Annotated in this window: 13 protein-coding genes; 6 read left to right on the plus strand and 7 right to left on the minus strand. The window is 54.5% G+C overall.

The window, feature by feature from the left end; genetic code table 11:
- The first annotated feature begins 159 nt into the window (after positions 1 to 159).
- Entirely contained in the window at positions 160 to 615 is a 456-nt protein-coding gene (locus RGQ30_RS00655; protein ID WP_130557127.1) for an RNA-binding S4 domain-containing protein, read from the plus strand.
- Positions 616 to 709: 94 nt separating this feature from the next.
- Here RGQ30_RS00655 and RGQ30_RS00660 read toward each other — a convergent pair whose 3' ends face one another.
- The 4 genes from RGQ30_RS00660 to RGQ30_RS00675 all read right to left on the minus strand — a co-directional run bounded on the left by RGQ30_RS00660 (position 710) and on the right by RGQ30_RS00675 (position 3,102).
- Positions 710 to 1,198: a peroxiredoxin family protein gene (locus RGQ30_RS00660; RefSeq protein ID WP_130557126.1), complete on the minus strand. Its 489-nt coding sequence runs from the start codon at positions 1,196 to 1,198 to the stop codon at positions 710 to 712.
- Between the two features lie 19 nt (positions 1,199 to 1,217).
- Positions 1,218 to 1,895, minus strand: a complete 678-nt coding sequence (locus RGQ30_RS00665; RefSeq protein WP_130557125.1) for a BON domain-containing protein — start codon at positions 1,893 to 1,895, stop codon at positions 1,218 to 1,220.
- Positions 1,885 to 2,487, minus strand: a complete 603-nt coding sequence (locus RGQ30_RS00670; protein WP_130557124.1) for a phosphoheptose isomerase — start codon at positions 2,485 to 2,487, stop codon at positions 1,885 to 1,887. Before RGQ30_RS00670 ends, RGQ30_RS00665 begins: the two co-directional genes overlap by 11 nt.
- Before the next feature lie 111 nt (positions 2,488 to 2,598).
- Positions 2,599 to 3,102 (minus strand): YraN family protein, encoded by a 504-nt coding sequence (locus RGQ30_RS00675; protein WP_130557123.1) that lies wholly within the window; start codon positions 3,100 to 3,102, stop codon positions 2,599 to 2,601.
- Here RGQ30_RS00675 and rsmI point away from each other — a divergent pair.
- A complete protein-coding gene (gene rsmI, locus RGQ30_RS00680; protein WP_338284611.1) occupies positions 3,101 to 4,018 on the plus strand; it encodes a 16S rRNA (cytidine(1402)-2'-O)-methyltransferase in 918 nt (305 codons plus the stop codon). The two genes, RGQ30_RS00675 and rsmI, sit on opposite strands and share 2 nt — an antisense overlap.
- 698 nt (positions 4,019 to 4,716) lie before the next feature.
- Here rsmI and dksA read toward each other — a convergent pair.
- From dksA to RGQ30_RS00695, 3 genes are all read right to left on the minus strand, one after another.
- Complete coding sequence (gene dksA, locus RGQ30_RS00685; RefSeq protein ID WP_130557122.1) at positions 4,717 to 5,142, minus strand: RNA polymerase-binding protein DksA; 426 nt, start codon at positions 5,140 to 5,142, stop codon at positions 4,717 to 4,719.
- 52 nt (positions 5,143 to 5,194) lie between these two features.
- On the minus strand, positions 5,195 to 6,184 hold the full coding sequence (locus tag RGQ30_RS00690) for a CobW family GTP-binding protein (RefSeq protein ID WP_298218451.1): 990 nt from the start codon (positions 6,182 to 6,184) through the stop codon (positions 5,195 to 5,197).
- A 78-nt stretch (positions 6,185 to 6,262) separates the two neighbouring features.
- Entirely contained in the window at positions 6,263 to 7,285 is a 1,023-nt protein-coding gene (locus tag RGQ30_RS00695) for an MBL fold metallo-hydrolase (protein ID WP_130557121.1), read from the minus strand.
- A 201-nt stretch (positions 7,286 to 7,486) separates the two neighbouring features.
- Here RGQ30_RS00695 and RGQ30_RS00700 point away from each other — a divergent pair, with 201 nt between their 5' ends.
- The 4 genes from RGQ30_RS00700 (at position 7,487) to aceK (ending at position 14,495) form a co-directional block, all read left to right on the plus strand.
- A complete protein-coding gene (locus tag RGQ30_RS00700; protein WP_130557120.1) occupies positions 7,487 to 9,622 on the plus strand; it encodes a hypothetical protein in 2,136 nt (711 codons plus the stop codon).
- Positions 9,623 to 9,674: 52 nt separating this feature from the next.
- Positions 9,675 to 10,856: an isovaleryl-CoA dehydrogenase gene (locus tag RGQ30_RS00705; protein ID WP_130557119.1), complete on the plus strand. Its 1,182-nt coding sequence runs from the start codon at positions 9,675 to 9,677 to the stop codon at positions 10,854 to 10,856.
- Between the two features lie 94 nt (positions 10,857 to 10,950).
- The gene (locus RGQ30_RS00710) at positions 10,951 to 12,582 is read left to right on the plus strand and encodes a hypothetical protein (RefSeq protein WP_338284612.1); all 1,632 of its coding nucleotides are present in this window, start codon (positions 10,951 to 10,953) and stop codon (positions 12,580 to 12,582) included.
- Between the two features lie 83 nt (positions 12,583 to 12,665).
- The gene (aceK, locus tag RGQ30_RS00715; RefSeq protein ID WP_298218460.1) at positions 12,666 to 14,495 is read left to right on the plus strand and encodes a bifunctional isocitrate dehydrogenase kinase/phosphatase; all 1,830 of its coding nucleotides are present in this window, start codon (positions 12,666 to 12,668) and stop codon (positions 14,493 to 14,495) included.
- The last annotated feature ends 118 nt before the right edge of the window (positions 14,496 to 14,613 follow it).

Genomic DNA, 14,613 nt, shown 5'->3' on the forward strand with positions numbered 1-14,613 from the left:
CCTGACCGATGCCGTCGCCGGGAATGATCGCGATGGAATGTTTCACAGCTTGCCCTTGTTCGAGTTCAGTTGAAGTCCGAAAGGCTACCTGAGCCAAGGGATGTCAACCAGTGTGGGAATCCCCGAGAGGGTACAAGCCACACGACGCACGGAGTTAATTTGAGTCGCAGTAAAAACAGAAACCCCGAGCCCGCCAAGACGCCCAACGGCAAAACCGACTTTTCAGCGCACGGTGCCAAGGTTCGCATCGACAAGTGGCTGTGGGCGGCGCGATTTTTCAAGACCCGTTCGTTGGCCACCGAAGTGGTGGATGGTGGCAAGGTGAAATGCAATGATGAGCGTGTGAAGCCCGCTTACGGTGTGCAGGTGGGAGATGTGCTGACTGTACCGGTGGGTTGGGACGACATGGTACTGGTGGTGAAAGGTCTGGGTGACAAGCGCGGCAGTGCGGCCATTGCCCAAGGCCTGTACGAAGAAACCATGGAGAGTGCCAAAAAGCGGGCCGAGCGCGCGGCCAATCGCAAGCTCATGAAAGACCCTGCCCTGGAAATCAAGGCGCGACCCACCAAGCGGGACCGCCGCGTGATGGACGATTACAAGTGGGGCGATGAGTGAGCAAGTACAAACAAAAGCCGGCCTGTGTTGTTCAGTACCGGCTTTGCTGGTTTCAGTAAGACCTTTGGGAACTGCGCTGGTATGTAACCCGCTTCTAGACTTTTTCAGCCAATGACTTTTCAATCAGCGCATGCAAGGCGGCAAAGTCGGGTTCGCCCACATAGGTTTTGATGATCTTGCCCTTGCGGTCAATCACATAGGTGGTGGGCGTAATTTTGACATCGTCAAAGGCCTTGGCGATGCTGCCAGAAACATCAAGAGCCACGTCAAAAGGCAATTGCCGGGTGTCAGCGAAATTCACCACGTAGTCGGGTCGATCGTAGCTCATGGCCACGGCAATGGTTCGGAACCCCTGTTCCTTGAACTTGTTGTGGGTATCGACAATTGCGGGCATTTCTTTCACGCAAGTGGTACAACTGGTTGCCCAGAAGTTCACCAACATCACTTGCCCTTGATAATCGGCAGGCGTGATGGTTTGACCTTTGATCGTGGTGTAGTCCACTTGCGGTGCTTTGTCGCCCCCGCAGGCCGCCAGCAGGCTGACCAAAGCGAGGGTTGAAAACAGGGAAAGAAATTTTTTCATAGCCAATTAATGTGTGATATCAACGGGGTCCGTTCTCGACCGGGGCAGTTCCGTTGTTTGGAGAGGCCGAAAGGCGGGAAAGTTCAGCCTCGGAAATCATTTCCATGACTTTCACCACTTTGACCACGCCGGGAACTCCGGCAGCTATCGACGCTGCGCGATTGGCCTCTCGCTCGGTGACCAGCCCCATGAGGTAAACCACACCTGCTTCGGTGGTGACCTTGAAGGAATTGGCGAAAATGTCTTGTGCATCCAGCAGCGATGCTTTCACTTTGCCGGTGATGAATGCGTCGTTGGAGCGTGCTGACAGTGAGCTGATGAAGCCACCCACTTGAATGTCGTTGACGATCAGTCGGATATTGGGGAGCGTTGCAACACGGGCTTCAACCTTGTTGCGGGTGGCTTCGTCCGGGGCTTCACCGGTCAACAAAATCTGGCGGTTGTATACAGTGGCATTCACATGGACATTGTCACCAAAGTTTTCGCGGATTGCGCTTTCGGTCTTGAGCTGCAATGAACGGTCTTCAACCTGCGTACCCACGGTGCGGCGATCGGCTGCAGCCAGTGAACCTGCGGTAATGCCTGCCATGGCACCCACGAAGCAGCCGCCGAGCAGCGGTGCTGCAAGGGAAGCAACCAACACGGCACTGATTGCAGAGTTCCGGGTGCGGGCAAAAAACAGGGGCTTAAGACTCATTTTCTTCTTCTCCAAGTAAACTCAGGTCGATGCCATCGCAAATGCAATGGATCGCCAACAAATGTATTTCCTGAATTCGGGCTGTGCGGTTGTGTGGAACACAAATATGCACGTCGCCTTCTTTCAGTTGCTGGGTCATTTGACCACCGCCTTTGCCAGTTAGTGCCACGATATTCATGTCGCGTGCATGGGCGGCTTCAATGGCCAGCTGTACGTTTTTCGAGTTGCCGCTGGTGGATATGGCCAGCAACACATCGCCCGGTTGCCCAATGGCAGCAACCTGCTTTGAAAACACTTCGTGAAAACTGTAGTCGTTTCCGATGGCGGTCAGTGCCGAGGTGTCGGTGGCCAGCGAAATGGCAGCCAGGCCAGGGCGTTCACGTTCAAAGCGCCCAACCAGTTCAGCTGCAAAGTGCTGGCAGTCAGCAGCGGATCCACCATTGCCGCAGGCCAAAACCTTGTTGCCACCGGTTAGTGCGTTCACCATCAGCTCAATGGCTTCGGCGATGGGGCCTGCCAGTTCTTCGGTGGCGGCTTGTTTGGCGGCAATGCTTTCGTCAAATTGTTGGGTAACGCGTGTAATCATGTCCATGGCGACAGGCCTTCGGGCGGTTATCGAGTCTTCCATTATAGGTGACCCGATTGCGGGCGATTTACCTACCACAGCGGTTTGATTCCGCTTTAGTGGATGTTTGGTGGGTGTTTAGTTGCTGATTTGCCACGCATTTTGTATCCACCGCGGTGCTCTGTCGCTTTCCAATGCAACCACATCAAAACGCAGATGAGTGAATTTGCGTTGACCCTGCTGTACCCACCACAGCTTTGCACAGCGTGTTACACGGCTTTGTTTGTGGGTTGAAACACTTTCAAGCGCACTGCCGTGAAGGCTTTTGCTGCGCTGTCGAACTTCCACCACCACGGCGGTATCGCCGTGTGCCATGATCAGATCGAGTTCGCCGCAGCGGCACCGGTGATTTTGTGCAATCAGCACAAGCCCCTTTGATTCCAACAGGCGAAGTGCCCGTGTTTCTGCTTCCCTGCCTTGGGCCTGTATGGCGAGTTTGTATTCATTCGGGCTTGATGGCGGGGTGAGCTGGGTTTCTTTGGGCGCTGCCCAAGGAATTTTGGGTTTTCGTGTTCGGGATTTGCTGGGGGTCCAAGGAATGCCGGACAATTCAGGAACTTTGGATTTGGGTGTGAATGCCATGCAGAAAGCCGGTGAAGTGGAAATGGTGAAGGGTGTCTTGAATTCTGACGCAAAGGATGAAACCCGGCGAGAACCTTCACTCTATGTGGTGGCAACGCCCATCGGCAATATGGGTGACCTAAGCCTGCGTGCGCGCGCTGTGCTTGAGCAGGTGGATCGAATTGCTGCGGAAGACACCCGAAACACAGCCCGCATGCTGGACGCCTTGGGCATTAAAAAACCCTTGATGGCGCACCATGCCCACAACGAGCAGGACAGTGCCGAGGGCATTCTGGCCTGCCTGCAGCGGGGTGAATCCGTGGGCTTGGTCAGCGACGCGGGAACACCTGCTGTTTCCGACCCTGGCGCAGTGGTGGTTCGCCGTGTAGCGCAGGCTGGTTTCAAGGTGGTGCCCGTACCCGGTGCCAGCAGTGTACTGGCGGTGGTGGCAGCCAGTGGTTTGGTGGAAGGCCCTTTCACCTTCCGGGGGTTTTTGCCCGCGAAGGGCAAGGGGCGTGTGGATGCCCTGAAAAGCTGGCTAGCCTGTGCCGAGCCCCAGGTTGTTTTTGAAGCGCCGCACCGGGTGATGCAACTGGTGGATGACCTGGAGGCCGCGGGTGCAGGCGACCGCGCCATGTGCGCGGGGCGAGAGTTGACCAAGCAGTTCGAGACGTTTTACCGGGGTTTGGGCGCCAGTGTTTTTGAACAGATTCGCAACGACCCAAATGCCGAGCGGGGCGAATGGGCCTGGGTGATCGCGGGTTCTTCCTTATCTGCAGCGGATGCTGATTCCGCCCAGGCCAGTGCGGACCTGGACACCTGGCTTGTGTTGCTGCTGGCGGAGCTGCCTTTGAAAACCGCAGTGGCGGTGGTGGTGAAGGCCACTGGCTTGGCCAAGAACACGGTGTATGACAGAGCGCTGGCGCTGAAAGGCTGAACTGTGCCTGTTTGACGCGGCTTGCTGATTCTGTATCGGCTGCTTCAGTCTTCCCCGTGGTCTCTAAAGCCTCCCCAGCGTGGCTTGCCCGATCCCGCACGAAAAACCGCTGCTCCCTTTTTGAACGAAGGCTTTGCATTCACATCACCCCGACAAAACACACAGTCGGGTTGATGTGTCGCGCAACGCGCGAGCATTGAAGCCTTGTTTAAGCGGGGCGGTTTTTCTGAATGTGCGGAACAGGCAAGTCCCCTGCCGGGAAGGCCGGAAGCCCGCCGGTAAATGCGATCAGCACGCCGCAGACTAACCACCTGACGAGCGCCAAGTCACGCCAGCTCTCCGCGAGTTTTGCAACCCCGCATGATTGCTCTCATCTGCTGGATGCGTCGCCGACCGGTTTCAGCCCATTCAGCAGCGAGGTTTCAGTCGCCCGCCATTCAAGAAAACCTGCCCGTTTGAATTCACATGCAACGTTCGGCCGAAAGCCGACAACCCACTCGACCATCTGTTTTGTCGAGTGGGTTGAGTCAATGTGAATTTCAAAAAGGGCTCAAAAGGTTTTCAGGCGGGCGATTGGAACTCGCGCTGAGTGAGCTTGAAAACCAGTAGGCGATTCAAAACCCGCCCCGAGTGGGCGTAAAAAAAGCACGCTGACATCAATCAACGTGCTTGATTTCATCGCTGGCAAATACGAAGAATCAGTCCCCGTACATGCGCTGCTTCAATTCCCGGCGCTGCTGCGCTTCCAGTGACAGCGTGGCGGTTGGGCGGGCCAGCAGGCGTGGCACACCAATCGGGTCGCCAGTTTCTTCGCACCAGCCGTAGTCACCCGCATCAATTTTCTGCAAAGACTGTTGCACTTTCTTCAGCAGTTTGCGTTCACGGTCGCGTGTGCGAAGTTCAAGTGCATGCTCTTCTTCGATGGTTGCGCGGTCGGCGGGGTCAGGAACAACCACGGTTTCACGCAGGTGTTCTGTGGTTTCTCCTGCGTTGGCCAGGAGTTCTTTTTCCATGTCCTGCAAACGCTGGCGAAAAAAGGCAAGCTGCACCTCGTTCATGTAATCGTCTTCTTTCATCGCGAGCAATTGCTTCTCGGTGATGAGGGGCGTCTTTTCAGTGGTCATAAGCACAGCCTCGTGTTCTTTGGTTTTTATTGACTATATACCAGTATATCTGCTATCGGGCTAAACAAAGCTCTAACCCTTGGGTGATAAATTCCTTGGGGAGTTTACGCCCAATAAACACAATTTTACTTTCTTTTTTCTCGCTGGGTTCCCATTTTCTGCCCCAGTCCAGGCCCATGAGCATGTGCACACCTTGAAAAAGCGCGCGTCGGTCGCTGGCCTTGATATTCAAAATACCTTTGTAACGCAGCATGTCGGGGCCGTAAACCTGGGTCACGGAGCCCATGAATTCTTCAAATTTCTGCCCGTCAAAAGCCTTGGTGCTTTTGAACACGAAGCTTTGAATTTCATCGTTGTGGGTGTGTTTGTCTTCGTCCAAAAAATCGGGCGCAATGTCCAGGATCGAATTCAGGTTGAAGCCGCGCACGTCCAGCAATTTGTCGATTGGTGCCACGCCAAACTCGGAAATCATCATTTCGGCGCGGGCATTCATCTTAACCAGGCGACGTTTCAACGCGGTGACATCGTCTTCGGTGCACAGGTCGGTCTTGGACAGCAGAATGCGGTCTGCAAAACCCACCTGCTGCTGAATTTCACGGTGCTCGTCCAGTTGCTGCATGCCGTGTTTGGCATCCACCACGGTAATGACCGCGTCAAGGATGAAGCTTTCAGCCACCAGGTCATCCACGAAAAAGGTCTGCGCCACGGGGCCAGGGTCGGCCATGCCAGTGGTTTCAATGACTACGCGGTCGAACTTGATGGTGCCGGCCAAGCGTTTTGCTGCCATTTCGCCAAGAATGCGCACCAGGTCGCCACGAACGGTGCAGCACAGGCAGCCGTTGTTCATTTCAACAATGTTTTCCTGGTCGTTTTGCATCAGCAGGTCGTTGTCGACACCCTCTTCACCGAACTCGTTTTCAATCACGGCGATTTTCATGCCGTGGTTTTCCTTGAGGATGCGGTTCAGCAGGGTGGTTTTACCGCTGCCCAGAAAGCCTGTAAGGATGGTGACGGGAATCATGTTGTGGGCGGGCTTGTTCATGGGCTTTGTTTGCTGCAAAAATTGGGTCGATTGAGGATATGGGGTTGCCAGGGCAAATTTAAAGGGGTATTGGGCAAATTAAACCGCTTGAAAGGTCCACAGGCCTTCCACATTGCTGCGTTTCACCACGCCTTTGTACCACAGGTAATGCAGGTGGGCGATGGCTTCGCCCATCGCAAAGCTCATTTGGTGGCCATCCATTTCGCGCCTGAACAGCACGCTGATGGCTTGCCGGGCGGTCAGTGATTTTTCCTTCATTGCGTCTAGCAGTTCACTCAAGCGGTGTTCGTGGTGGCGCAGCAATTGGGCACAGCGGTCGTGAACGCCTTTGAAAGGCACGCCGTGTGAGGGCAGAACAGTCAGTGTGTTGGGCAGTCGGGCCATGTCTTGCACTGATTTCAGGAACAGCGCCAACGGGTTGCCCTCGGGCTCGATACCGTACACGCTGACATTGGTTGAAATGGTGGGCAGCAGCATGTCGCCGCTGATCATGAGGTCAAGGCTTTCACACACCAGGCTGATGTGTTCCGGGCTGTGCCCAAAACCTGCGAGGCAACGCCATGCGTGGCCACCAATGTCAATGTGGTCGCCGTGTTGAATGCGCTGGTAGTTCAAGGGTGGCTCGGGCACCAGGCGGGAGAACATGCCGCCACGGGCTTCCAGGGTTTCGTCTGCTTTTTTCTCGTTGACCAGGCCGTGGCTGGCCATGAAGTTGGCCAGGGTGTTGCCGTCAAAGCCGGGCAGGTTGGCGCACAGGCCCCGCGCCATGAAATATTCGCCTGTTGACATGTGCACATGCACGCCGTGGCGACGGGCCAGCGGGCCGGCCATGCCGATGTGGTCCGGGTGGGCGTGGGTGCAGATGATTCGCCCCAAAGGCTTGCGCACAAACAGGGTTTGTTCGATTTCTTCCCACATGGCTGCCACGTCGGGCAGGCCTGCACCGCAGTCAACCAGGGTGTACTGGTTTTCTTCCTCGATCAGCCACACATTGATGTGGTCAAGTGCAAAAGGCAGGGGCAGACGCAGCCAAAGCACCCCGGGTGCCACGGGGGTTGGCTGGCCCAGGACGGGCGGTTCAAACAGGCGTTCAATTCCCATGGCGATGAATCATGTGCTTGTGGACAGGCGATCATGGTAAGTGTTTCGCAGCGCGGCAAGAGCGCTTTGTGACTGAAATGTCGGTGAATTGTGGCTTTTGGTGATGTTTGGCGTCTCCTTGCTTGTGCAGACCGAAGTAGTTATTGAACCCTTTCGTTTTCAATTGGTACCCAGGTGTCCATTTAACCACCGGGGCTTTTTGTGAAAATCGGCCTGTCACTGTGTGACCGTAGTGCGTCTACAAACGCATCCGGTGGAGAATCTTCTTACTCTGCATCCCGGCCCATGGAGGCCATCAAGCAGATTCTTAGGTGTATTGCCAATACCTTGAAACAGGCTTTCAACACCTCAAGAGTAGATAGCGGTTCAAAAAGTGCTCCCGCTTTGGTAGACGAAGAGCCCTGGAACCCTCAAGAGGCTCGGTATGACTTGGATTGCCTGAAAATTCCGAAATCCCGAATTGCGCCCAAGGCAGAATCTACGCCTCACCCTTCAAGCCGCGCCGTTTGCCCGCGCCCCTTGCCCAAGCCCGTGGAGTTGCAACAACTCAACATGCCCGCAAACCCGGAGGACAATTTTCCGAATGTATTTCCCTTCGGCGTGAATTACAACCTGGCCAAGGTGCCTGTCGCGAGTCGTCTTGGTATCTCCATTGAAACGGACCAGGCGCTCAGGAGCGAACTCCGTAATTCGATCCTGAGTCGCCAGGGCATATTCGAATGGGCCAGGCAGGGGGGTAAGGGGTTGCGCAGCCAACTGGAAAGCGGGCTGATCGCCAGTCAATCGGTGTCGCTGGGCCATGGGGTTGTGGTCCACGGCCTGGAAGGTTTGAAAACCAGGAATGGCGTTCAGCATTACCAGATTTTGGTGAGTGCGCCTGCACAGGACGTGGAAGGGGAAGTCGATACATTTGTGGTGCCTGTGACGGAATTGCAGGTTCCTAACGGCAAGGTGATTGAGAAGGACTGGTTGAGGCGATCGGCAAGAGCTTTGCAGTTTCATTTGTCCAAGGTGGACCCGCCTTATCAGGACAGTGTGGAAACCCCTCTTGTTTTGAGCAGTGGCTGCAATCGGCTGGCTGACCTGCATGTCCTGCAGACCGAGGTGTCGTCCCGCATACAGGCGGGGCTTGTCCAAAGCCAGAACGAACTGACCCAAACCTTGAGGCAACTGGCCCCAGAATTTCTGCCCAACAATTCGGGCGAAGCCCCGTGGCAGTTGGGGCCGGTTTTGCAGCGGCAATTGATCATAAGGCAGTCAAATGAAGGGGAAATACAGCAAGGCCCATTGGCAAGCAAACGGCATTTTGTCAGAGGCACGGAGCCTACGCCTTTACCTGATGCATCGCAGGTGTCCGCTACTGCGCCCGCCGCCGCGCCAACGATATTGCTTGATCCCGAACCCGAACCTGTATTTGTGCGTGTGCCCCCTGTTTCCAATCTGGACTCTCCAAGGGAGTTGACTTTGGTTGGCAAAGCACCGCCGTACCGGCCCATTGAAGGGCGTGCATTCCGGCAGATTGGGCACGACAACCACTGTGGAATTGCCGCGATTAACGGCTTTTTCCAGACCCCGGTCATTAGCCCAGCCAAAGCTGTTAATCACATTCTGGACCATGATGAATCATTCTCGTCAGTGAGAAACCTGGCTCAATCACGTCTTCCAGGCTTGTATCACCCCAACCTGGTTGCTGCCATTCGTGAAGGAAAAGGCATAGTCATGCGGCGCAACGACTTTGTAGATGTAAATAACCAACTGGACAACTATGAGGATCATCAGGTCCTTTTTGAAAACACATCCCCCGCCGAGCAATGGGATTCGGTGTGCAATTACAAATATCCCGGTCTCCCGAAACCCGATGAAGTGGAAATTACACCAGACCTGTGGTTGTCTGTGGCCAAAGGTATGCACGTGGATCGTCTGGAAAGCATGGTCAACCAATTCTTGAGAACCAAGGGCAACAGCCGAGACTGGTCCGCTTATCCTGACCGTGTAACGCGGTACTCGGTGGGCGACGGTTACGCAGACAATCGAGCTGAGTTAGAGGAAAGTATTAAAGACCTGATCCAAAAACGGGAAGGCGACCAAGCGGGCAATACCCGGTTTCCCATGATCTGCATGATCAGTGGTCATTACTTTGCTGTGGCCAGAGCAGAAAACGGCGACTGGGTGAAGCTTGACAGCAACGGAACGAACTTCACGGGTATACAACCATCATCCCGATTTGCCAAAAAAGAGGAGCTTGAACAGGCCTTGATCGGTGCTGGGGTGATCCACGTGATTTGCGAACCATTGCCGCTTCCCAAACAACCCGATTCTGAGGCTGAACGTCGCTGAGTTGGATCAATGTGAGGCATTATTCTGGAAACCAAAATTTTCGGAGACAGCCATGTTGAATTTGCCCGGACTTCAGTTCGATCTTGGAGAAGACATCGACGCTTTGCGCGATGCAGTACAAACCTTTGCCCAGGCTGAAATTGCCCCGTTGGCGGCAGAAATGGACAAAACAGACCAATTTCCCATGCATTTGTGGCGAAAAATGGGTGACATGGGCCTGCTGGGCTTAACCGTGGAAGAGGAGTTGGGTGGCAGCGGCATGGGCTACCTCGCCCACATTGTGGCCATGGAGGAAATTTCCCGCGCCAGTGCATCTGTGGCCTTGAGCTACGGTGCGCATTCCAACCTGTGCGTGAACCAGATCCGCAACAATGGCAACGACTGGCAGCGCAAACAGTTCCTGCCCAAACTGATTTCAGGCGAGCACATTGGTGCCTTGGCCATGAGCGAACCCAATGCTGGTTCAGACGTTGTCAGCATGCAATTGCGGGCTGACAAAAAGGGCGACAAGTATGTGCTGAACGGCAACAAAATGTGGATCACCAACGGCCCCGATGCCGATGTGCTGGTGGTCTATGCCAAAACTGACCTGGCGGCCGGGCCCCGTGGCATCACAGCTTTCCTGATCGAAAAAGGGTTCAAGGGTTTTTCAATCGCCCAGAAACTGGACAAGCTGGGCATGCGGGGCAGCCACACTGGTGAGCTGGTGTTTGAAGATTGCGAAGTGCCTGAAACCCACGTGTTAGGGAATGTGGGTCGGGGTGTGAATGTGCTGATGAGCGGGCTCGACTTTGAACGCGCTGTGTTGTCGGGCGGCCCACTGGGCATCATGGCAGCGGCCATGGATGTGGTGGTGCCCTATGTGCATGACCGCAAGCAGTTTGGCCAAAGCATTGGCGAATTCCAGTTGATTCAGGGCAAGCTGGCCGACATGTATTCCACCATGATGGCTACCCGCGCTTATGTTTACCAGGTAGGCAAAGCCTGCGACAAGGCCACGCCCGAAACACTTCGCAGCCTGCGCAAGGATTGCGCCGGCGCAATTCTGTATGCGGCTGAAAAAGCCACCTGGATGGCGGGCGAGTCCATTCAGATTCTGGGCGGTAACGGTTACATCAACGAATACCCCTGTGGCCGCTTGTGGCGCGACGCCAAGCTCTATGAAATTGGCGCAGGAACCAGCGAAATTCGCCGCATGCTGATTGGCCGCGAGCTGTTTTCAGAAACCCTGTAGGTGTGTTCTGCAGGGGCAGGCAGGCATTGACATACCAAGGAACCCAGGATGCTTGACGACCACCCAAGTGTCCTGTGAATAACCGAGGTATGTAATGACAATGATTGGTCAGCTTTTTGGTGCGTGTTGTGGACGTTCGGGCGGAGAGTCAAATCCTGATGCGGTATCCCGAGTGTCGGTGCACGCACCACATCCTGGTATCAATGCAATGGGCCGAAGTGTGCAAAACACCCCGCCAATGACGCCTTCAGCGTTCAGCCATGCTGTGCGACGCAGTGCACCGACCTTGATTCAGGAAATGGTGAGAATTTCTGCGGAGCAGCGGGAGCCCGCCTACACGCAGTTTTTGGGTTTCCAGTTAAGTAGACCTGCTTTTGAAGAGGAGCCACAAAGCCCCCAGTTTTCGGACGAGGCAACAAGCATGTCGATTGATGAGCCAGAGCCTGAGCCTCTGAGCCCGCTGTTCGTGAATCTTCCTCGCATTAGAACTTCCCTGAAACCCGCTCTTGACGAAAGCCCGGCGCTGTATGAACCAGGCTGCTCTTATTCGGCGGATCAATTGATTGGATTTGCTCGCCCGGGTCGCTGCGAATCCAAACACCGCATGGCCTTGGCGAGTAACCTGGCTGAGCGCCTGAATAGCCCTGAGCACAGCCATCCGCTGCGCTTTGAGTTGTCTGCTGCACTGGCGCACACGCTTGAGGAGGGCCAAACCGTGAATTATGCCAATGCCAAGAGGGGCGACAGCTTTTTCGCCAGCATGGCGATTGATCTGTATTTGAGTGACTGCGGCCTGGCGAACCTGGCTTTTGTCAAAAAGAAGTTCATTGCCGTGTTGTCTCATTGGGTGAACGACATTGCCCCCGACCGGCAGGAGTTTTCGATTCAGGGGGCTTCGGTCAAGCGCAGCCTGATAAAAATCTGGATTCAGGAATTGAAAAACCCGTCCTCCAAATTCTCGTTACGAACCGAGCAAGAGGCCATTTGGTCTAAACAGCGCCTGAACATTGCCCGCAGTATGGATCGCGTGATGCGCGGTCAGGATGGAAGCCGTCAACAGTCTGTGCACAGTGATGGCGTGGTGGAAGCAGGCAACGAGGTTTTGAATTTGATGAGCCAAAAACTCCAAGGGAGGGAATTGCCCAGTTTGGAGGAGGTGCTGTCTGATGTGAAATGGCATTCGATGGAACGCAGCGACCGACAGGACATTCATCTCGGGATTGGGCATGTGTGTAGCCACGATGCGGTTTCTATCGGTGCGTCGTCAACCAATAGATTAAGCCCAGGTCTGGCGCTTCGAACCCTGGCTGGCTACATTCAACATCACGACAATCCGGATGTGGCGGCAAACTTGCGGGATGCCTCCATGTTGCAATTGGCAGAGATTGGCAGGGAAAGACCGTGTTTCAGTGGCTGTGTACAGCGGATGCTGGACATTCCAAACGGCATTGACCCCGCTGTCAGTGCAATCCCCGTTGATCAGCAAATCAAACAGGATGTCGTTGAGCTGGCCGCGCGGGTTCAAAACGAGATGAGCACTTTGTTTGACGGCACCGAGCTGGAAGATATGGATGCGCTGGAAGGCGTGGATGAAGCGGTACTTGCGCAAATCAAGGTGGATCTGTTCAAGCAGGTCGCGAACACGGAATTGGGGTTTGTGCGCGGAATTCCTCAGAGCCAGTTCATGAAGGAAGTGGACAGAATGTCACCCGGATTCACACGGTAATTTCAAGGTTTGGGATTTTTTCGGGCAGAAACAAAGGGGATCTCGTAGAATTAAAGGCTAACTATTTGGAGTGAAGCCAGTTTATGAGCAGCCAGCCCCTGGACCTGAAAACCCTCGAAGAAGACCTTGGTGAACTTAGCGAAACCAGCCATTTGAGCGAGGACGAAGAGCGTGAGCTGTCCAAAAAAGTGGCGTCTGACCTGTTGGCTGGTTTTGACAAGCACTACCGCTTGTTTCGCTATTGCGCGCAGCAAACCAAGAAGCTGTTTGAAGAAGGCGATTGGCATTTGATCCAGCAACTGGCGCGCGACCGGATTGATTTTTACGATGAGCGTGTGAAGGAGGCCGTGGACCTGTTGCGGCGCAATTATGGTTCGCTGCTGATGTCGGAATCGGTCTGGGCGAAAATCAAGACCCGGTTTGTGACCTATCTGGTGGACCACAAGCAGCCCGAGCTGGCGGAAACTTTCTTCAATTCCGCAGTGACCAAGATTCTTCACCGCGACTATTATCACAATCGGTTTTTGTTTGTTCGCCCGGCTGTCAGCACCGATTATGTGGAAAGCGACCCCCCTTCCTACCGCAGTTACTACCCGGCCAATCCAAAAAGCGGTGGACTGAGAACCACGCTGAGAAGCCTGATTGCCGATTTTTCGTTGAATGCAGAATTTGTGGACCTGGAGCGTGACCTGCGCTACGTGGTGCATGCAGCGCGGCAACTGATGCCCCGGCCCATCAAGGTGGACCCGGATTGCCAAATTCAAGTGCTGTCCAGCCTGTTTTTCCGCAACAAGGGCGCCTACATCATTGGCAAGTTCATCAATGCCAACATGCCCCAGCCCTTCGCCATTCCAATTTTGCGGGATTCTTCCGGCAAGTTGTACCTGGACACGGTGTTGTTCAACGTCCAGCAAATTGCGACCCTGTTCAGTTTCACGCGGGCTTACTTTCTGGTGGACATGGAAACGCCCGGTGCCTATGTGCAGTTTCTGCGTACCTTGTTGCCCAACAAGCCCAAGGCCGAGATGTACACCATGCTGGGTTTGCAAAAGCAGGGTAAAACGATGTTTTACCGTGACTTTCTGCACCATTTGAAACACTCGCACGATGAGTTTATCGTGGCTCCCGGTATCAAGGGTTTGGTGATGGCGGTGTTTACCTTGCCGTCTTACCCGTATGTGTTCAAGTTGATCAAGGACAAAATTGCGCCTTCCAAGGAAATCGACTGTGCCGGGGTCATGCGCAAATACCAATTGGTGAAAGAGCACGACCGGGTTGGCCGAATGGCCGACACCTGGGAATACAGCCACGTGGGTTTGCCGTTGAACCGTTTCTCTCAGGAGTTGATCGAGCACCTGAAGGACACGTGTGAAAGCTCGCTGTCTTTCGAAGACGACACGGTGGTGATCAAGCATGTTTACATTGAACGGCGGATGACCCCGTTGAATATTTACCTGCAGCAGGGAACCGATGCGGAAGTGGAACATGGCATTACGGAGTATGGCAACGCCATCAAGCAGTTGGCCGCAGCCAATATTTTCCCAGGCGACATGCTGTTCAAGAACTTCGGTGTGACCCGTTTGGGCCGTGTGGTGTTCTACGACTACGATGAAATTGAATACATGACGGATTGCAACTTCCGCCGCATTCCGGAAGCGCCCAACCCAGAGGCTGAAATGTCATCCGAGCCTTGGTACACCGTGGGGCCGAAGGATGTATTCCCGGAGGAGTTCGGGCACTTCCTGCTGGGTGACCGGCGGGTACGCAAGGCGTTTCTGAGCCGGCATCGGGATTTGCTGGAATATGAGTTCTGGCAAGAGCGAAAAGACCGGATTGGCAAAGGGCACATCGAGGATATCTTCCCCTATTCCGAGGCGATACGCTTTACCAACCGGTTCATCAGGAAAACCTGAACTGCACCACTGGTTATAACAAAATTACAATTTAATTGTTGTGCCTCATAACCCTTGGTTCTAAACTGCTTCGGCTTTTGGCTTACCCAAGTTGGGAGAGCCTAACCTGAAGTTTGTT

The sequence above is a fragment of the Limnobacter thiooxidans genome (assembly GCF_036323495.1).
Taxonomy (GTDB): Bacteria; Pseudomonadota; Gammaproteobacteria; order Burkholderiales; family Burkholderiaceae_B; genus Limnobacter; species Limnobacter thiooxidans.